The sequence below is a fragment of the Ancylomarina sp. YFZ004 genome (assembly GCF_054254355.1).
On the sequence record NZ_JBTCHQ010000003.1, the window covers coordinates 138,032 to 157,223 of the forward strand.

21 protein-coding genes and 1 riboswitch are annotated in these 19,192 nt (G+C 35.6%); of the genes, 11 read left to right on the forward strand and 10 right to left on the reverse strand.

What is annotated here, in order from left to right; translation table 11 throughout:
* Window positions 1-105 precede the first annotated feature (105 nt).
* From cobT (ACXR6G_RS06175) to ACXR6G_RS06195, 5 genes are all read left to right on the forward strand, one after another.
* Window positions 106-1,161: a nicotinate-nucleotide--dimethylbenzimidazole phosphoribosyltransferase gene (gene cobT / locus ACXR6G_RS06175; protein WP_458360535.1), complete on the forward strand. Its 1,056-nt coding sequence runs from the start codon at window positions 106-108 to the stop codon at window positions 1,159-1,161.
* A gap of 270 nt (window positions 1,162-1,431) precedes the next feature.
* Window positions 1,432-2,469, forward strand: a complete 1,038-nt coding sequence (cobT, locus tag ACXR6G_RS06180) for a nicotinate-nucleotide--dimethylbenzimidazole phosphoribosyltransferase (RefSeq protein ID WP_458360536.1) — start codon at window positions 1,432-1,434, stop codon at window positions 2,467-2,469.
* A gap of 142 nt (window positions 2,470-2,611) precedes the next feature.
* Entirely contained in the window at window positions 2,612-3,370 is a 759-nt protein-coding gene (locus ACXR6G_RS06185) for an adenosylcobinamide-GDP ribazoletransferase (protein WP_458360537.1), read from the forward strand.
* A 114-nt stretch (window positions 3,371-3,484) separates the two neighbouring features.
* On the forward strand, window positions 3,485-4,015 hold the full coding sequence (cobC, locus tag ACXR6G_RS06190; protein WP_458360538.1) for an alpha-ribazole phosphatase: 531 nt from the start codon (window positions 3,485-3,487) through the stop codon (window positions 4,013-4,015).
* Between the two features lie 258 nt (window positions 4,016-4,273).
* Window positions 4,274-5,005: a hypothetical protein gene (locus ACXR6G_RS06195; protein WP_458360539.1), complete on the forward strand. Its 732-nt coding sequence runs from the start codon at window positions 4,274-4,276 to the stop codon at window positions 5,003-5,005.
* Between the two features lie 94 nt (window positions 5,006-5,099).
* Here the strand turns inward: ACXR6G_RS06195 and ACXR6G_RS06200 are convergent, their stop codons facing one another.
* The gene (locus ACXR6G_RS06200) at window positions 5,100-5,753 is read right to left on the reverse strand and encodes a hypothetical protein (protein ID WP_458360540.1); all 654 of its coding nucleotides are present in this window, start codon (window positions 5,751-5,753) and stop codon (window positions 5,100-5,102) included.
* 133 nt (window positions 5,754-5,886) lie between these two features.
* Window positions 5,887-5,980: riboswitch (TPP riboswitch) on the forward strand.
* Window positions 5,981-6,119: 139 nt separating this feature from the next.
* On the opposite strand from ACXR6G_RS06200, the gene ACXR6G_RS06205 reads away from it, so the two are divergent.
* Genes ACXR6G_RS06205 through ACXR6G_RS06225 form a run of 5 tightly spaced genes read left to right on the forward strand, consistent with a single transcriptional unit; the run spans window position 6,120 to window position 9,720 of the window.
* Complete coding sequence (locus ACXR6G_RS06205) at window positions 6,120-6,821, forward strand: class I SAM-dependent DNA methyltransferase (protein ID WP_458360541.1); 702 nt, start codon at window positions 6,120-6,122, stop codon at window positions 6,819-6,821.
* A gap of 5 nt (window positions 6,822-6,826) precedes the next feature.
* Entirely contained in the window at window positions 6,827-7,636 is an 810-nt protein-coding gene (thiM, locus tag ACXR6G_RS06210; protein WP_458360542.1) for a hydroxyethylthiazole kinase, read from the forward strand.
* Entirely contained in the window at window positions 7,623-8,255 is a 633-nt protein-coding gene (gene thiE, locus ACXR6G_RS06215; protein WP_458360543.1) for a thiamine phosphate synthase, read from the forward strand. The genes thiM and thiE overlap by 14 nt, the downstream gene beginning before the upstream one ends.
* 2 nt (window positions 8,256-8,257) lie before the next feature.
* On the forward strand, window positions 8,258-9,064 hold the full coding sequence (thiD, locus tag ACXR6G_RS06220) for a bifunctional hydroxymethylpyrimidine kinase/phosphomethylpyrimidine kinase (RefSeq protein WP_458360544.1): 807 nt from the start codon (window positions 8,258-8,260) through the stop codon (window positions 9,062-9,064).
* Window positions 9,064-9,720, forward strand: a complete 657-nt coding sequence (locus ACXR6G_RS06225; protein WP_458360545.1) for a TenA family protein — start codon at window positions 9,064-9,066, stop codon at window positions 9,718-9,720. Before thiD ends, ACXR6G_RS06225 begins: the two co-directional genes overlap by 1 nt.
* A 112-nt stretch (window positions 9,721-9,832) precedes the next feature.
* On the opposite strand, the gene ACXR6G_RS06230 is transcribed toward ACXR6G_RS06225, so the two are convergent.
* Window positions 9,833-10,306 (reverse strand): superoxide dismutase [Ni], encoded by a 474-nt coding sequence (locus tag ACXR6G_RS06230; protein ID WP_458360546.1) that lies wholly within the window; start codon window positions 10,304-10,306, stop codon window positions 9,833-9,835.
* Between the two features lie 170 nt (window positions 10,307-10,476).
* On the opposite strand from ACXR6G_RS06230, the gene ACXR6G_RS06235 reads away from it, so the two are divergent.
* Window positions 10,477-11,649: a twitch domain-containing radical SAM protein gene (locus ACXR6G_RS06235; RefSeq protein WP_458360547.1), complete on the forward strand. Its 1,173-nt coding sequence runs from the start codon at window positions 10,477-10,479 to the stop codon at window positions 11,647-11,649.
* Window positions 11,650-11,886: 237 nt separating this feature from the next.
* Here ACXR6G_RS06235 and ACXR6G_RS06240 read toward each other — a convergent pair whose 3' ends face one another.
* The 8 genes from ACXR6G_RS06240 to ACXR6G_RS06275 form a co-directional block, all read right to left on the reverse strand.
* The gene (locus ACXR6G_RS06240) at window positions 11,887-12,900 is read right to left on the reverse strand and encodes a tRNA dihydrouridine synthase (RefSeq protein WP_458360548.1); all 1,014 of its coding nucleotides are present in this window, start codon (window positions 12,898-12,900) and stop codon (window positions 11,887-11,889) included.
* Between the two features lie 169 nt (window positions 12,901-13,069).
* Entirely contained in the window at window positions 13,070-13,669 is a 600-nt protein-coding gene (locus ACXR6G_RS06245; protein WP_458360549.1) for a hypothetical protein, read from the reverse strand.
* A 115-nt stretch (window positions 13,670-13,784) separates the two neighbouring features.
* A complete protein-coding gene (locus ACXR6G_RS06250) occupies window positions 13,785-14,600 on the reverse strand; it encodes a metallophosphoesterase family protein (protein ID WP_458360550.1) in 816 nt (271 codons plus the stop codon).
* 230 nt (window positions 14,601-14,830) lie between these two features.
* The gene (locus ACXR6G_RS06255) at window positions 14,831-15,031 is read right to left on the reverse strand and encodes a helix-turn-helix transcriptional regulator (protein WP_458360551.1); all 201 of its coding nucleotides are present in this window, start codon (window positions 15,029-15,031) and stop codon (window positions 14,831-14,833) included.
* Window positions 15,032-15,033: 2 nt separating this feature from the next.
* On the reverse strand, window positions 15,034-15,531 hold the full coding sequence (locus tag ACXR6G_RS06260) for a hypothetical protein (protein ID WP_458360552.1): 498 nt from the start codon (window positions 15,529-15,531) through the stop codon (window positions 15,034-15,036).
* A 140-nt stretch (window positions 15,532-15,671) separates the two neighbouring features.
* Complete coding sequence (locus ACXR6G_RS06265; RefSeq protein WP_458360553.1) at window positions 15,672-16,028, reverse strand: arsenate reductase family protein; 357 nt, start codon at window positions 16,026-16,028, stop codon at window positions 15,672-15,674.
* Window positions 16,029-16,144: 116 nt separating this feature from the next.
* A complete protein-coding gene (locus ACXR6G_RS06270) occupies window positions 16,145-18,328 on the reverse strand; it encodes a M56 family metallopeptidase (protein ID WP_458360554.1) in 2,184 nt (727 codons plus the stop codon).
* The gene (locus ACXR6G_RS06275; RefSeq protein WP_458360555.1) at window positions 18,315-18,713 is read right to left on the reverse strand and encodes a BlaI/MecI/CopY family transcriptional regulator; all 399 of its coding nucleotides are present in this window, start codon (window positions 18,711-18,713) and stop codon (window positions 18,315-18,317) included. The genes ACXR6G_RS06270 and ACXR6G_RS06275 overlap by 14 nt, the downstream gene beginning before the upstream one ends.
* Window positions 18,714-19,192: the final 479 nt, after the last annotated feature.

Genomic DNA, 19,192 nt, shown 5'->3' on the forward strand with positions numbered 1-19,192 from the left:
TACAATTAAAAACATATTCTCAAGCATCTAAATTTCACTGTTAATTTTCTAACGAACTTTGCCTTTTTGTGTAAATTGCCATCCTTACAAAACAAACTACACGCTATGCAAAATTTTCATATAGAAAGCCTGTCTACTGAGTTAGACGATAAAATATTAAACAAAACGAATACCAAGACTAAACCTTTGGGTTCATTGGGCATATTAGAGCGTATTGCATGTAAAATTGCTAAGATTCAGGGGAGCTTGAAGCCTGAAATAAAAAATCCTACAGTAGTCGTTTTTGCTGGTGATCATGGTATTGCTGACGATGGAGTGAGTTTTTACCCTAAGTCGGTGAGTTACCAAATGCTATACAATTATATGGGAGGTGGTGCAGCTATCAATGTCTTTTCACGTCAGCATGGTATCAATTTCAAGGTAGTCGATGCTGGTATCGATCACGATTTTGAGCCAGACTTAAACATCATCAACCGTAAGGTGGCATACGGGACTAAAAACTACCGTTTTGAGTCGGCCATGAGCAAAGAACAATGCCTGGAGGCCATTGAAAAAGGCGCTGGCATTATCGATGATTGCCATAAGGAAGGCTGTAACTTTATCGCTTTTGGCGAAAAAGGGATTGGAAACACCTCTTCAGCAGCCCTTATTCTGAGTCTATTGGGTGATATCCCTTTGGAAGAATGCGTGGGACGTGGTACTGGGCTTGATAAGGCTGGCGTAAAGAGCAAATATGACTTATTGAACGAAGGCTTGTCGAAATACACAGGCAATACGAATGATGCCCTTGAGGTAATGACCTACTTTGGAGGTTTTGAAATTGCCATGATTATGGGTGGTATGCTTAAGGCTGCTGAGTTAAAGATGACACTTCTGATTGATGGTTTTATCATCACATCGGCATTATTGGCTGCATCTAAAATCAATCCTAAAGTGCTGGAATACTGTCTGTATGCTCATAAATCGAACGAGAAAGCACACATCAGCATGCTCAATCATTTGGGTGCTGAGCCAATCATGGATATTGGTATGCGATTGGGTGAAGGTACGGGCGCTATGGTTTGTTACCCACTTGTAAAATCTGCCGTTCTGTATTTTAATGAAATGGCCTCCTTTGAGGAAGCTGGAGTGAGTGAATCGCTTGAAGAAGCTACAGTATAAAGGCGTTGCATTGAGCGAAGTCGAAATGTTAAAGAATAAAGTGACAAAAAACCAAATAGGATGTTGAGCGGAGTCGAAACGTAATAAGTCAAATGTAAATAAAAGCTTAAAGGGGAAAGTCAAATTAAGTTAAGAATCGTTCGTCGAGCAAAGTGGAAACCTAATAAGCTAAATGTTAAGAAATGACTTAATGACTGACTCAATTTTTAAAGCAAAATAACTACCTTAGATACTGACTTAAGCAAATAATCACTCATAAACAGATACAATATGATTCAATACAATATAGAAGCTCTTAATACAGAGAAGGCTGAAGCGCTTCAACAAAAAATAGATTTAAAAACCAAGCCACTGGGGTCATTGGGTAAATTAGAGGAAATGGCCAAGCATATTGGTTGCATTCAAAATACATTGAAACCAGAACTTAAGAAACCCGTTATTATGGTTTTTGCTGGTGATCATGGTATTGCCAATGATGGGGTAAGTCCTTATCCACAAGAGGTAACCTGGCAGATGGTTGCTAATTTCATGGGTGGTGGTGCAGCTATTAATGTATTTGGTAAGCAACACGATATTGATATTCGTATTATTGATGCGGGTGTCAACTACGATTTTGACAAGAGTTCAGGCGTTTTAAATGCTAAGATTGCGCATGGAACGAAATCATACCTTAATGAGTCGGCTATGACGACTGAGGAGTTTGAAAAAGCCATGAAACGTGGTTCTGATTTGGTAGAGCGTATTCACTCTGAGGGTTCTAATATCATCGGATTTGGTGAAATGGGAATAGCGAATACCTCGTCGGCAGCTATTATTCTTCACCTTCTTAGCAATATTGAGCTAAGTGCCTGTGTGGGTCGTGGTACCGGATGGGATGATGAAGGTTTACAACGTAAGTATGAAATTCTAGGTCGTGCCCTTTCAAAATACCGAGGAACCAATAAAGCCGAAGAAGTACTAACTTACTTTGGTGGATTCGAAATTGTGATGATAGCGGGTGCCATGCTTAAGGCTGCAGAACTAAAAATGACCATCATGGTAGATGGCTTCATTATTACTTCGGCTCTTTTAGCAGCTTCTAAAATAAATTCTAATATTTTGGACTATTGCATTTTCACACATAAGTCGCAAGAAAAAGGACATCAGTTAATGCTTGATCAACTTAAAGCGAAGCCTCTATTGGATATGGGCATGCGTTTAGGAGAGGGTACTGGTGCTGCTGTTGCTTTTCCATTGATTCAATCGGCTGTCAACTTCCTTAACGAAATGGCTAGTTTCGATGATGCAGGTGTTAGTAATGCAGACTAATTATAGATTTTAACAACTAATATTTTAAAAGATTTTGACGCTGATAAAATATGACAATTTATGATTTCATATAATCATACAAAATCATATTTAATCAGCGTCTACTTTTTTTGAAGCAATCTTATACGTCAATTAATCTTCCATGTTTAGAGAACTTAATATCTTTTTTACCGCTCTTTCCTTTTTCACCAGAATTCCATTCCCCAAGTGGGCCAAGTTCGAAAAGACCTATCAACACGAAGCTGTCAAGTATTTTTCCATAGCAGGCATTATTATTGGTGGGCTAAGTGGGCTTGTTTTCGCCTTGTGCAACTGGGTTTTACCTTTTAATATTTCACTGGTTTTGTCTATGGTTTTTACCACCTTGTTAACCGGTGCCTTGCACGAGGATGGTTTTATGGATGTTTGCGATGGTTTTGGTGGTGGTTGGACTAAGGAACGTATTCTTGATATCATGAAGGATTCCCTTGTGGGAGCTTTCGGTATTTCGGGCATTATCTTTGTCGTGTTTGCTCGCTTCTTTGGTATGGAGGCAATCTCGGCAAGTTCACTTCCCGTGGTTTTGATTGTAGCTCATACCTTTAGCAGAACCCTAGCTGGCAGCTTGGTGAATAGTCACGATTACGCCCGAGTTGATAATTCCAAGGCTAAGGATTACGCCCACAAGTTAAGTCGAGGTAATCAAGTCATTTTATGGCTGACAGGCCTGTTACCTATTCTACTTTTACAGGATATCAAATACTTCCTAATCATTATTCCTGCTTTTATAGCCAAGTATCTTTTAGGTCGTTATTTTCAAAAATGGATAGGTGGCTTTACGGGTGATTGCATTGGTGCAACGCAACAAGTGGTTGAGATTGTAATCTATTTGAGCTTTTATATCATAGCAGTTCACTTATAATCAACTGTATTTTATTTAAATTGAATAAAAGCCACCCGAATAGGTGGCTTTTTTGCAACAAATCCCCCTTAGAATACTATTTTTGTCTATTCATTCAAAAAAAAAAAGACAAATATGATACTTCACCTTATAAGACATACCAAGGTTAATATAGAACCAGGTGTTTGCTACGGACAAAAAGACATTGAATTACTTGAATCTTACCCGGAAGAGCTTTTAGCAGTTAAAGAAGAAATCAAAGATTTAAAATTCGATGCAATTTATTCTAGTCCGCTAACACGTGCTAAAACATTAGCTACCGACTTGTTTGGTGATGCCGTGACTTTCGATGATCGCTTGATGGAACTGAACTTTGGTGACTGGGAAGGGAAAGCCTGGGATGAGATTAAAGATCCTCTTCTTGATAAATGGATGGAAGACTTTGTGAATAAGAAATGTTCCAATGGAGAGTCTTTTGTGATGCTTCACGAACGTGTGGTACAGTTTTTGGAGGAACTAAAAACCTTGGAGCACGATCATATCGCTATTGTTACCCATGGTGGGGTAATCAGAACGCTACAGGCCATACATAAGAATATCGAACTAAAAGAAGCTTTTAACGAAGCTCCAGCTGGATTTGGAGAGCTTGTTCAACTCGAGTTTTAATTTTTTATTGTAGGCTTAAGCCCTGAGTATGTGATAATATTCACATAGCAATAGGCTAGTCTCATCATTTTTTTAGTCATTTCTATTTGATTATTTAATGAAATGGTTATTTTTAGGCTTGTTTTTGAAAAACAGGAACAAAAAATAGAAACATAAGAATATGCTGATCAGAAAACAGAACACCTTTAATTCTTTCTGAAAATTGGATTAATATTGTATTGTGGCCATGATCAAAAAATTAAAAACCAATTGAAAAATATGAAAAAGTTAATCCTTACCCTAGTTGTTTGTTTAAGTGTTTTAGGTGCTTTTGCTCAGGATGCTGTGCAATTGAAGAACGACGGAAACGCCGCTCTAAAAGCTAAAGATTACAAAGCAGCTATCGTTCACTTAGAAAACTATTTAAGAACTCCTGAAGCTTCAGCTGATATTAAAACAGTATACAACGTAGGTTATGCTGCTTATAAAGTTAAAGATTACGCAAAATCTGTTATCTATTTTGATAAAGCTATTGTTGCAAAATATAAGCTATCAAGCTCATATTTAAGAAAAGCTACTTCGCTTAAAAAACTTAAGAAGTACGACGAAATGGTTGCTACTTTGAAAGCTGGTATTGCTGCAGTTCCTGCTAAGAATGCTAAATTGTCTAAAACGCTTGCTAAGCATTTCTTAATTAAAGGACAAAAAGCTCAGAAAGCTTCTAAGTTTGACGCTGCTGAAGCATCATACAAACAAGCTATAGAGTTAAAATCTTCAATGAAGACGGATGCTATTGTAAGCCTTGGTTCTTTATACTTCGGAAAAGGTGCTAAGATTCAAGCAGCTGCTAATCCTTTAGCAAATACTGAAAAAGAGAAATTTGCTGTTGAGATTGCTAAAGCTAAAACTTTCTACAAGAAAGCTGTTGCTCAATACACAAAAGCAAAAACTCTTGCTCCTGCTAGAGAAGATGTTGATTCTTTATTGCAAAAAGTAAAAGCTGTATTGTAAGTTACAATCGCTATAAAATATAAAAGGGATGCCAACGGCATCCCTTTTTTTATATCTGATAATTGAAGAATTATTCTTCAATATTTATTTCCTTTTAACTCTGTCCTAAGTTCTTTAAAACAGAGAAGGTTTTATCAATGGCATCATCATTTACCACAATGGTAAATTCGTTGGTTGTAGATATCACTTCTCGAATATTAATACCAGCCCATGCAATACTTTTAAGTATGTGGTAATAGAAACCGGCTTGTTGCGAATTCTCATCTGGAAGCTTAAGGGTAACTGCTGAAAGGCGCCCACTTTTACTTAGCAGACTTTCTTCTTCAAAAATAGCTTCAACTTGTTCAGCTAAAGATTGACTCACCACTAAGTTCGATTCAAAAACCCCTTGAACCATGGTGTAAAAGAACTCCTGGTTTGGCCCAATGGCTCTAAGCAAATCAGTATGTCTCTCAATTAGCATACTTGAATTCTTATAGGTGTAATCAATCAATTGTGAACGGACAATAATATCTCTGACAACCACTTCAGCGCCAAGATGAGAAATTTTTCCCTTCATTTTCGGAATTAATCTATTGATTGACATGACGATTGCTCCACTTTTCACATCAGAACCAAAATATTGTTCCACTTCAGGTTGAATTTTACGAGCCAAAGATGAAACGTTGATTAAGCCTTCTACCAAAGCCTCAGCCAGAAAGGGCTGGTGAGCAATGATTTTTTCTACTATTTGAGAGATACTTAGCATATGTATATATTTTCCTCAAAAATAGACAAAATGTTTAAATTTTCACATGAAATTCGCTATAAGTATTGATTGTATTTGTGAATAAATGAATCCTCTTCATTTCATTGCTGTAATCATAAAAATAATACCTTTGTCTTACCGTTAGGGGTGCTTGTGATACAGGCTGAGATAAAACCCTAGAACCTGATATGCGTAATTGCAGCGTAGGAAAACGATTCAAAACAAAGGGTGTATTCACTACTCTTTTCTTCTATTTCGTAGATCTACCTTTCATAGCTATCAGTCTTATATTTAATAATCTCCATTCATAATTCTTAAAATTTAAGGAATTAGAATGAGCTTTTAATAATACGATTAAACTAAGACATGAAATCAAATTTTGATCAGTACGCATCTGACTACGATGCATGGTTCCTCGAAAACCAAAACCTTTTGTATTCAGAAGTTAAACTTGTTGCGCATTTTCTTTCAAATCCTGGAGATGTATTCTCGGTAGGATGTGGTAGTGGCTTATTCGAAGAAATTTTGGATAAGGAATTCAATATCTCAATTAAGAACGGCTTGGAACCCTCAGTAGGGATGGCAGAGATCGCTCGCAAGCGTGGTTTAAATGTTGAAATTAGCACCGCTGAAAAAATTAATTTAGGCGAAGAAAACTACGACACCATACTTTTTAATGGGACACCAAGTTATATCACCGATTTACAATTAGCTTTCGATAAAGCTTATGCAGCTTTACGTCCAGGAGGAAAGATTGTTGTTATCGATGTTCCTAAGGAAAGTTCATATGCAACGATGTACAATTTAGCCAAAGCTGTTGATTCATGGGATCATCCACTTCTTGAGGGTGTTAATCCAAGAGATCCCTATCCAATTGAATTGGTTCGTGTTGCCAATTGGAGAACAACTCAGGAAAAAATCGACAACTTAAGTACGGCAGGTTTTAAGAATTTTGACTTTGCACAAACACTGACCAAACACCCACTTTATTCAAATCAAGTTGCTGAAGAACCTATCACAGGTTACGATTCAGGAGATTATGTTGCTATTTGTGCCTTTAAAAACTAGATGATATGATACAAGCTGAAAAAATCTATCAGGATTTAGAATTAATCCGACAAAAATCACCTTTGGTGCATAATATCACCAATTATGTGGTCATGAATAATACAGCCAATGCTCTATTATCTATTGGTGCCTCACCAGTAATGGCTCATGCCGAAGATGAAGTTTCCGACATGGTTGATATTGCCAGTTCTCTGGTGATTAATATGGGAACCCTAAGTGAGCATTGGGTGGATGCTATGATTCAAGCTGGTGCACGTGCCAAATCGAAGAAGATTCCAATTGTTTTTGATCCCGTTGGTGTAGGCGCAACAATATATCGCACACAAACTGCTAAGCAAATTATCCAGGTATGTGAACCTCAGATCATTCGAGGTAATGCTTCAGAAATCATGTCCTTAGTTGATGAAAAGACAAAAACTAAAGGAGTAGATAGTACAGAATCGACCTTCACTGCTGTGGATGCAGCAAAAAAAATGGCTATAAAAAATAAAGCTATTGTTGTAATTAGTGGAGAGCTTGATTTTATTACAGATGGAAAAGAACTTATTTCCATACACAATGGATCAAGTATGATGCCACGCGTAACAGGTATGGGATGTACTGCGACGGCTCTAATGGGAGCTTTTGCTGCTGTTAATTCTAATTTACTCGAAGCAGCTGCTCATACCATGGCAGTTATGGGAATCACAGGTGAGTTGGCGGCTATAAAATCAGCTGGCCCAGCCAGTCTGCAAGTTAACTTTATCGATCAGTTATATAATTTAACCGAGAATGATATCAAGACACATTTAAAGGCGAAGTATGAAAAATTTTGATCTGAGTCTGTATCTCGTAACAGATAGAGGATTAACAAAAAACCGTCCTCTGGAAGTGATTATAAAAGAAGCTATTGAAGGTGGTGTGAGCATGGTTCAGATTAGGGAAAAAGACAGCTCTAGTTTAGAATTTTACGAACTGGCCTTAGCTATCAAATCCATACTTGCTCCTTATAAAATTCCTTTAATTATTAATGATCGAGTGGATATCGCACTGGCAGTAGATGCTGATGGGCTGCATATTGGTCAATCTGATCTACCTTATTCTGTTGCCAGAAAATTACTTGGCAAGAATAAAATCATTGGCTTATCTATTGAAAACATTCAGCAGGCAAAGGAAGCTAACGCTTTAGATGTGGATTATATCGGTTTATCACCTGTATTCTATACAGATACAAAAAACGATATTGCCCCTGCTCTTGGTTTAGATGGCATTAAAGAGATTGCTAAAATAAGCAAGCATCGCATGGTTGGTATCGGCGGTATTAACACAAGTAATGCGAGCGATATTGTATCATGTGGCGCAGAAGGGATAGCGGTAGTTTCAGCAATTCTAAGTCATGACGATCCAAAGAAGGCAGCAATGGAACTAAAAATATGTGTCAGCAAAAACAACTAATCATGAAATATAATAGAGTCCTTACAATTGCAGGAAGCGATTCGGGAGGAGGAGCAGGCATTCAAGCAGATATCAAAAGTATTTCGGCTTGTGCTTGTTACGCGAGTTCGGCTATTACGGCAATTACAGCTCAAAATACGCTTGGAGTTAGAGATATTCACCCTATTCCAAGTGTTATCTTAAAATCACAAATCGAAGCAGTTCTGGAAGATATTGGAACGGATGCCATAAAAATTGGCATGTTGCACTCTGCTGAAATTATTCAGGTTGTTGCTGATTGTCTGGACAAATTTCAGGTTCGAAATGTTGTGCTTGATCCAGTTATGGTTGCCACTTCAGGTGATAAATTACTTATGGATGAAGCCATTGATCATTTGAAAACGGTTCTTTTTCCTAAAGTAAGAATCATTACACCAAATTTGCCTGAAGCTGAAATATTACTTGGAAGAAAGATTGAAAAACAGTCCGAATTCAGATCGATAGCCCGGGAGTTGTCTATAAAGTATCAAGTCTCAGTGCTTCTAAAAGCTGGACATCTGACTGAAGATAATTTAATTGATGTGCTGTATGATTTTGAAAAATCTGAATACCTGGATTTAGCATCCAAACGTGTTGAAACAAAAAACACGCATGGTACAGGATGTAGCTTATCATCAGCCTTAGCCTCATTTTTGGCTAGAGGTTTTGATATTTCCGAATCAGCTAAAAGAGCCAAAGAATTTATTGCAGAGTCGATTATTGCAGGAAAAGATTACGAAATTGGACAAGGCCATGGCCCTGTGCATCACTTTCATCAATTTTGGACATAATGGAAGCTGCTGGACCTTTTACTCAAAAGCTTTGGGATAGTAGTTTGCCTATCTTCAACAAAATTGTGAAATGTGACTTTTTAAGGAAATTAGCCGATGGAAGTTTAAATAAAGAGAGTTTTGCTCACTTTTTAACACAGGATATTCTTTATCTGAAAAAAGATGCTGATGCACTTGGTAGACTTGCTAAAAGAGCAGATTGTGAGGATGATAAAGTTTTTTTCTCTGAACTTGAACAAGATGGTTTAGAGATTGAGTTTATCCTTCAATATGAATATCTCTCTTATTATCAACTTGAAGCTGCTACAAGTCAATCTCCAGCTTTCGAAGCATACAGTGATTTCTTGTTGAAACATAGCCAGGAGTCGACTTATGAAAATGCCGTAATCGCTCTTTTGCCCTGTTTTTGGTTATATTCTTCAATGAGGATACATACCACCGATAAAATGGTTGATAATAATCCTTATCAGAAGTTTATTGACACGTACGCTGGGGACGAATATCGGGAATACACCAAACGCTTTCTTCAAATCGTTGAAAAGCAAGCTGTCAATTGCAAAAATGAAGCAACTGCTATTGAGATATTCAGGCAAGGCATGCAATATGAGCTGAATCTATTTATAGAAGCAATTGAAATGGGGAAAAGAAGGCTTTAAGATTGAAGAAGCTTAAAAGCTTACAGAAAGTGATCTATTGCAGAATAAGTTCCCAATAAATAGAAAACCTCTTCGTGCAAACGAAGAGGTTTTTTTTAGATCTAAGTATGGACTAATGCTTATGTTCTTCTTTGATGAAATAAGCATGATCAAAATCATGAACCGTATCATTCAATTTCTTAATCATCTCCATATTGGTGCTCTGCTTGGCTTTCATCGCAAACACGCAAATTTTATGAAGAAGCTCAAGTTGTTTCATACTCTTGGCCTTCTTTACAGGATCATCACTCAATTTAACACGCTGAAACATGAAGTATTGAGTTGCAATAGCCTGAAGCTTATTGGCATGCTCTTCCTTATTATTAACCCAGCGTATCAGCTGGTTGTAATCTGGCTTTTCAGCAGCTGAAAGCTCTACAATAAGTTTCATACTCTTCTCAATGGTTTGAATATGCTCATACATCATTTTTACACGAGCTTCATCATTATAGATTCCACATGGAATTTCACAGTGAGCATATGATTTTATTGATCCAAATCCCATAAACATTAGGCAAACAAGAGCCATTACTTTTATCTTTTTCATAATCGATAGTTTTATTTATAATTTTAATTGAAATTAATCTAAATAAGCGAGATCTGAAAATATCGTGAAGCTTAAATAAAGACAATGCTGTATTTATTTAGCTTTTCGAATAAAAGCAAATAGGGCCTTGAAACATGAATTGGAATAGGCAATTCGTTTATATTTGCACTATGAATTCAGAACGCCCTTTTTGCCTTATGCCTTTTATCCATTACCATGTTGGTAATAATGGAAATGTGAAAGCTTGTTGTGTTGCCAATATCCCATATGGTAATTGTAACAAGCAAGCCTTCAATGAGATTTGGCAAGGTGAAGCCATTCAGAATCTGAGAGAGAAATTTTTGAGAGGCGAAACGGACCCCAGATGTGCAGTCTGTTTGAAGCTTGAGGAAGCAGGTGGCAAGTCTATTAGACAAGAGACTCACGAGCGATTCTCATGGGAAAATAAGAGCGAAGCAAATCCTTTACCGACTTATTTTGATATTCGCTTTTCGAATGCATGCAATTTTGCTTGCAGAAGCTGTTGGCATGGCGCAAGTTCTGCCTGGTTTCCCGAAGCCAAACAACTAAAACGAAGTCTGGGTAACAAAGCACTCTTACAGAATATCAACGACTTTGAAGCTTTTATTTCAGAAACGGGTGATGCTCTCTTACAAGCTGAAGAAATTTATTTTGCAGGAGGTGAACCTCTGATGAGTGAAGAGCATTATGCTTTTTTGACGTATTTAATAGAGAATAAGCATACCAAACTTCGCCTGCGCTATAATACCAACTTTTCGGTACTTGAGTTTAAAGGGCACAATATTCTTGATTATTGGAAGCAGTTTGAGCATGTTGAAATCTTGGCTAGTGTTGATGCTCATAAAAATCTGGGCGAATATATTCGAAAAGGCTTTAAGTGGGATAATTTTCTAACGAACAGAGATGCCATACGAGACTTAGATCATATCAAATTTAAGCTTGCACCCACCATATCGGTTTTATCCATTGATAATTTGCCCGAATTATATCAAACTTGTGTTGACTTAAACATCATTAAGAAAGAGGATTTTTATATCAACATTCTGGAACGTCCATACTATTACAATACCAAAGCAATCCCGAAGCTTATAAAAGAAAGAATTGCAGGTAAATTTGAGAACTTTTATCAGTGGGCAGATAAAAATGAAGTGCCGCAGTCTGTCCTAAAACAATTTCAAGAATGCATCGCTTATATGCAAAATGAAGATTTAAATAAGCATTGGAAAAAGTTCATTGAAGAAACAGAACTTTTCGATAAAATGCGAGGGGAGTCATCAATTGACTTAAAAAACACCTTCGGAACTTTCTATACAAATAAATAATTAAAATCCAGATCTATTTTAGAATAATTAAGGTGAAATTCCATTATTTTGATAAATAAATCTAGTTGCAATCAGATTTTGAACCTTAAAAACCAGGAATAAAAAACGGATAAACAGAGGCTTACACGATTTCAGTCCCTCTTAGACAGCCCTGTTTTAGGGCTATTCCGACCTAGGATGCATATTCGATTTAAATATGCCATTCTCAGAAGGGTAAATTCAAGAGAAAAATACTAATTAGACCAAGTCTTTGGTTTCAATACTAAATTTGTGGTATTCCAGTGCATTTCTCACTTCATTTGCTGAAGAAGTTTGCATAAGCTGGTGACATAATTTAGCTGCACCATAAAAATCCTTGCAATAGATTTTGAAGAAACGTTTCAGAATAGCAAAATTCTTATTGCCTTGCCAAGTTTGTCCATAAAGCTCTGTGTGTTCCCAAAGCATTTTCAAACGAGTTCTTTCATCCACCTCAGATATGGTTGGATTAAACAACCAGGGATTTTTGAAAATACCTCGACCAATCATAACACCATCTACACCAAATTGACTTACCTTATCTAAACCATCTTGATAAGACAAGACATCACCATTCCCGATAATCTTAATATGAGGAGCAAGTTCATTTCTTAAGGCTACGGCTTTACCAATCTCATACCAATCAGCCAATCCCTCTGACATCTGCTTTTGAATACGACCATGAAGAATAAGAGCATCAATAGGCATGCCTAGTAAATGAGATACCCATGAATCAGTCACAACTTCCTTAAAGCCTATTCGAGTCTTAACACTCAGAGGTAAATTTGATCCTTCTCGGGTAGCCAATATGATTTCCTTAGCAAGTTCCGGTTCTTGTATGAGAGCAGAGCAACATCCAGATTTTACAACATTCTTAACGGGACAGCCCATATTGATATCAATACCATCAAAATCTGTTTCCTGAGCGATATATTGAGCCGTTTTGTAATATTTCTCTGGATTTTTACCCCAAATCTGAGCAATCAACTTGACAGATTTTTCTTTCAATTGCTTTTGCTCGCTAGAATTAATTTGTAGGCGATGTTTGACCTTATCATGGCCAATCTCGTGACACATACCATCTGTTGAGGTAAACTCCGAGAACAAAAGATGTAACTTAGCTTCTTCAGAGTTTCTTAAAACCATCTCACGGAAAACGGTATCAGTCACATCTTCCATAGGTGCTAATGAAAAGGAGGGAGTCGTTTGTGTCTGCCAAAAATTAGATTGCATTGCTTTTATTTAGAATTAATAAATATTGCAAAACTAAAGCTTTTTTATCAAATGGCAAGCGCTAAAAAGGCCTTAACTGCCTAATAGTCGCTAAAACTATCTGCAGATAAGGCCTTATTTCATTAAAAAACGTCTTTATTTATTACAAAGACATCTGATATTTTCGAATCTAAAAATAGAAGGACAGACCTAAAGCCAAGTTCCAAATTTCACTATACTTAACGTAGTCTGTTCGAATGGCCTCAAGTAAATAGTTATCCGTGGTACCCACCTCTAAATAGAAGTCCATACCAGTTATGGTTTTAAAAGGTAATGGATGATAGACTATAGCTCCAAAAAAAGGAGCAAAGTGAATTTTGTTCTGAAAGTAGTAGTCATCAGGAAAGTGTTCTGGAAGTTTCCTGTAAGTATTATGTGTTGATCCAATATTTATACTCAATCCAGCCGTTGGGGCGATCGTAAAATCTTTGATCTTGAATTTTTTAATCAAAAAGGTATTCTTTAAAGCTACGGTATTAAGCGTTTCTACATCGTGGCGACCGGAAGCCATGCCATACATTAGGGACACACGGTACCAATCTTTAGCTAAATAATAAGTAGCCCCTACAGATAAGAAACCAATATTGCCAGCATACTGAATTTTAGCATCTCGTGGAAGATACCATTTCCTTTTTTGATTATTGTCTTCATTCTCCTTGAGGTTTGCGCTGAAGGCAGTGATATTAAATGATACCACTATCAGAATTATAGATGAGATTATTCTAATCATTTCGATTTATTTTTCAATTTCTTGCCATGAACAATCGCTAGATGGTTGTCCTTTGGCAGATACATACTGATTGGTTCAAAACGGACATTAAGTTTTTTAGAGCAAAAGTTCCAAATTAAAAGAAAACTCTTTCAAAACTGTAATCATCTTCTTTAACGGAGATCACGAGAAACTCTTTATCGGCAATATCACCCCCAGCCAAAAAATTGATCTTATCATATTCTTTTGCATAATAAAAATGGTGAATATGGCCATGCATCGAAAGCTTAACATCTTGATCCTCCATTATTTGGTTAAAGATAATAGAATTCCCATAATTGAATTGATCATCCCAGGGTGGGATATGAGATACAGGAATCACATGATTATAATCACCATCATTCTTCAGGTTTTCTTTGAACCAATCAAATTCCGGGTCTTTGTTTTTGTTTTCCCAAATGGTATTGTCGAACATGACGAATTTAGTACCTCTAAATGTGAAAGTATAATTAGTTGCTCCAAATGACTTTTCATATATGGCTTTACCATTAGATAGGTAATCATGATTCCCGATAACCGTAAGAAATGGCTTGTCCAGTTTTGCCATTATCTCATTAAACCACGTGAACTCTTTATGAAGGGCACTTAAGGTGATATCGCCACCATGAATGATGAAATCAATATCATCTCTATCATTGATAGCTTTAACAGCCTCTTCAAATTCGTCGTAAAAGGTATGAGTGTCGGTAATAAAGGCAATCTTAAAGGAAGATTTCCCAGCTTCCATTTCCTTAAGTTTGGCTAAATTCTTAGCTGTTAAATCCTTGTATTTATTTTCTACAACAATATCATACGGACTGTATTCAAAAGGTATATTGCAAGCTGGTAGTAATCCTGCCATTGTTATAGCACTCAAAATACCGGTTTGTTTCAGAAATTTTCTTCTTTGCATTCTTTTCTTGTTTTTTATAGCGTGCCCCTTTTCAATTTTCACTTTAAAAGGTATGCAAAATTAACTAATTAAAGAGTTTCAACTCTGCTATTAACATTACTTAACGTTTAATTAACATAGGATGGTATTTTAAACCATTGCATGTTTATAAAAGATAGAGTAAGTCATAAATCAACATAGCCCTGAAGCTAATCTAGCGACAGGACTGTTATCTGTATCATTAAAATTGATCAATCGTCTTCGGTTAATGTAAAAAAGGCATTGACTGGCTTATCAAAAAGCTTCGACATTTTTAAAGCCAAAACAGTAGAGGGAACATACCTATTCTTTTCTACAGAACTGATTGTTTGTCGTGAAACGCCTATAGTCTTTGCTAGTTCTTCTTGTGTTAAATCAAGAATTGCTCGTTCAACTTTTATTGTATTTTTCATGATTAATCTTCTATTGAATTAAGAATCTTTAATCGATTTTTAGAAGAGTTAAATGTTGCTAAATAGATTCCTAACATCCAAAGTGTTAAATGCATGGATGAGTGCTCTTTAATTGCTCCTCCTACCCAATAATTTATAAAAACTAAAGCGAAATGAGCTAAAATACCTGCAAAAAATGCATAAAATATTGAATTCGTTCTGATTTGTCTAGACAACTCATCTTCAATCTTTTCTGACGATAGAGCAACAAGTAACAAACCCAATATTAAAACTAATACGGTATAATCTCTCTCAATATTTATTTCCCAAATATCTATGCTGAAATTTACAATCTGACTTAAAATAGCAATACCAATACCTATGAACTTAAACCAATAGGGAAGTAGCTTTATCTTATTCTCAACTGCAAGTTCTCTTATGTCTTTCTTTGGTTTAATTACAATGAATATTCCAATTATAAATAGAATAACTAAAGGACTAATAATTTCATTTATTTCCATAATGTAATGTTTAAACATCTTTACTTTATGACAAATATACTTTACATTTTAGAAAAAACAAGTTGAATTTTATTTATTTCACTAGAAATAACAAAGCCATAAGCGAAACTATTAATAATCTTGTTCATGGCTCTATGATTTTACAATCCTAGTTTAGCTTTAGTAGCCTCAATTGTTTTTTTTGCATTGCCTATAAAAGCTTCACCATCGATAAGAATAAAAGGGCGCTTTAGGAAAGTATATTCATCCAGCATCAATTGCTTATAATCTTCTTCGGAGAGGTTCTTTTCTTTTAAGCCCATAGACTTATACTTCATAGCTCTTTTACTGAACAAGGCCTCATAAGAGCCAGCTTGTTTGGCAAAAGCTATTAAATCAGCTTCATTTATATTTTCAGCTTTTATATCTTGCTTTTCAAATTTATCATTGAGCCCAAGTTCAGTCATAATTCGTTGACAGGTTGAACAAGTAGAAAGGTAGTAGATCTTATTTGTCATGATTGAATATATTTTAAAACTCAAAGCTAATACATTTTATATTTTGCACTCAAATATTCAGGACATAAAAAACGACCCTTATGGGTCGTTTAATTTATTTAAGAGGAGATAAAACTCTATTTATTTTTCATATACTCATTAAAAGACGGTGCTTTCTTGTTTGTCTTAGTTGTTATTTCAATAACACCATTTTCACCTTTTTTCCCATATTTCTCAATAGCTGTTTCATCCTTCAATACAGTCATTGATTTAATATCATCAGGGTCAATATCATTTAAGTTCATATTTTGATCCAATAAAGAACCATTAACAATCACGAGTGGGGAATTCTTAGTTTTTCCTTTAATCTTAATGGCACTCTTCTTCTTCGATTTCTTCTTTTTGTCTACTTTATTCTTGCTTGTTATTAAAATAACGCCATTTTCACCTTTTGCACCATAGACACTTACACTTGTAGCATCTTTTAAGATGGACATAGATTCAATCGAACTTGTATCAAGCTTATCTATAGCTTGTTTACTTGTCTCTACACCATCAACAATATAGAGTGGAGAATTTTTCGTTTCTCCTTTAATCTTAATGGTTTTAATTTTCTTCGATTTTTTCTTTTGACCCACTTTATTCTTACTTGTAATCAAAATAGCACCATTTTTACCTTTGACTCCATAGATGCTTATACTTGTTGCATCTTTCAAGATCGACATTGACTCAATCGCACTTGTATCAAGCTTATCTAAAGCTTGTTTACTAATTTCCACACCATCAAGAATATAGAGAGGTGCATCAGTTTTGTCTGAATTTAAACTTATTTTTGGTGCTGAAATCTGAATGGGAGCACTTGAATCAAGTTTGACTGTTATTTTCGTATTTCCTTTCAATTCTTTTGCTCGAAGCCATTTTAATGAATTATGGACTCTATCTCTAGCTTCATCTTTTTCTTTCTTGCTTAAACTGCCATCTTTTTCAACCTTCTTTATGTACTTTGCAAGAGCTTCTTTATGAGCTTTAACTTCTTTCTCAACTTCCTTTTTTATAACAGTATCCGTTATTACAGGGATATTTTCATTAAGCGCAGGTGCTTCTGTTACCATAGGTAATTCAGCAGGTACAGTTGCCACAGCTGGTATTGTAGAAGCTACAATATATTTTTTCTTTGACTGCTTCTCTTTCTTTTGAGGAGCTTGAATAATCGGTAAGGCTGTAGGTATTTCAACTCTCCCAAAATCATCAATTAGTAGATTTGTAGAATTTTCCGATTCAAGTTGAACTTTATTTTTTGAATTTGCCAGGTTTGAAAATAGGATCATTCCAGAGAGCGCAAACACAAATAAGGCACTCATTAAACCACGTTCCAGCTTCGGATGTTTTACCGTCACTGGATTTAATATTCGACGAACTCTATGTAAAAGATTCGCTTTCTTACCTGAAAAACTCAATACCAATTCAGGTTTCTTTCTTCTGATACTTTCCATATTATTTAAGGCTTTAATTAGGGTTAAAGATTCACCACAAACCTTCACCGCCAGATCATCACAAATGTGTTCTCTTTCGGTGTTAACCACAGAAGACAGCCACCAAACCATAGGATGGTAGAAAAATAGTATTTCAATGATGCCCTGGATAAATTGAACCAAATAGTCGTGACGACTGATATGTGCCAACTCATGAGCAATTATAATTTCTAATTGATTGTCTGGTATACCACTCATAAGACTTATTGGAAGAAGTACAACAGGTTTAAAGTATCCAATTAAGGATGGCGAATCAACGGAAGATGATTCTCTGAACAAGATCTTTTTTTTAATTTCAAAACGTTCTAAAACATTATATGCTAAAGTCATATGCCTCTTATTAAGAGGGAAAGCCTTATGGTTTTTTAACCGAAGTGCAGTTGTGTAATTAATCACCATTCTAAGTGAAAGGAGGCAAATTCCAATTATCCATGTTCTTAAAAGAATAGGGAATAATATATGAGTGGGCAAGAGGCCTTTTAATGAATCCCACGAGAATACAACCTTGCTTGTATCAGCGATTATAATGGAATCTAAACCAGATAAATTTAGACTAAGGGGGAGTGTTTCTTCCGGCAAGGATAATAAGAATGTAAAAATGGCTGATATAAATATTAGCAGCATACTTAAGCTGGCCATTGTATATCGTAATCGCGCATTATTATTATTAATTAATCGAAAAGCGAGGGCTAAAAGTCCAGCGATTAATGCTGCTTGCCAAATAGAATGGAAAATAGTCCATGCCAAAGCTTCTGAGAAGCTATTAGTGCTTATATTACTTAGGTTCATGGTCTGATTGTTTTTCTATGCTCTCAATTAATTTCTTTATTTCTTCTAATTCTTCATTACTACATTTATGATTTCCAAGAGCTTGTAAGACCATTCCAGAGGCAGATCCACCAAATAGGGTACTTACAAATTTATCGATAAGATGATTCTTGGTCGCCTTTTCTTCTACTAATGCAGAGTAAATGTGAGTTCGAGATTCTTTATACCGATCCAACATGCCTTTCTCAGTCATTAGTTGCATCACTTTAAGACTTGTTGTATAACCAACGTTTCGTTCGCCTTTAAGCTTCTCATTAACAAAGCGAACGGTTGATGGGCCATAGGTCCATAAGACTTGTAATATTTCTAATTCGGCTTGAGTTGGCTTGATCTTCTGTGGTTTCATATTGTGGTGAATCTGAACTACGATTAATTTCGTATCAAATATATACGATAGGATTCGTATATCAAAATTTAATTACGAATATTGTCGTAATTAGAGGTGGAGCATTCATTTTGTAGAAGTTCGAAACCTTTTAAGAATTCAATAAATACTCTAACTATTGAATGATGACAAATATTCGTTGATTTGTTTTCAATGAATAGATAATATCTATAGCGGAGATGAAAATTTATTTTTGCCAAAAACAAGCTCCAGGCATTTAGACTAATCTTTAAAGCAAAATATGATACTCTTAAGTGCAAATTTATTAAAATACTCCCTATTTAACGTAATATGAATTATAAGACTTTTATATAGATTTGAATAATGACCTAAAAACACCTTTTTCAATAAAATCATCAATAATAAAAATATTTGTTTGAGTAAAACTATACTGAGAATTGAATATTTTTAATGGTCGTTGATCTAATATCATTCATCGA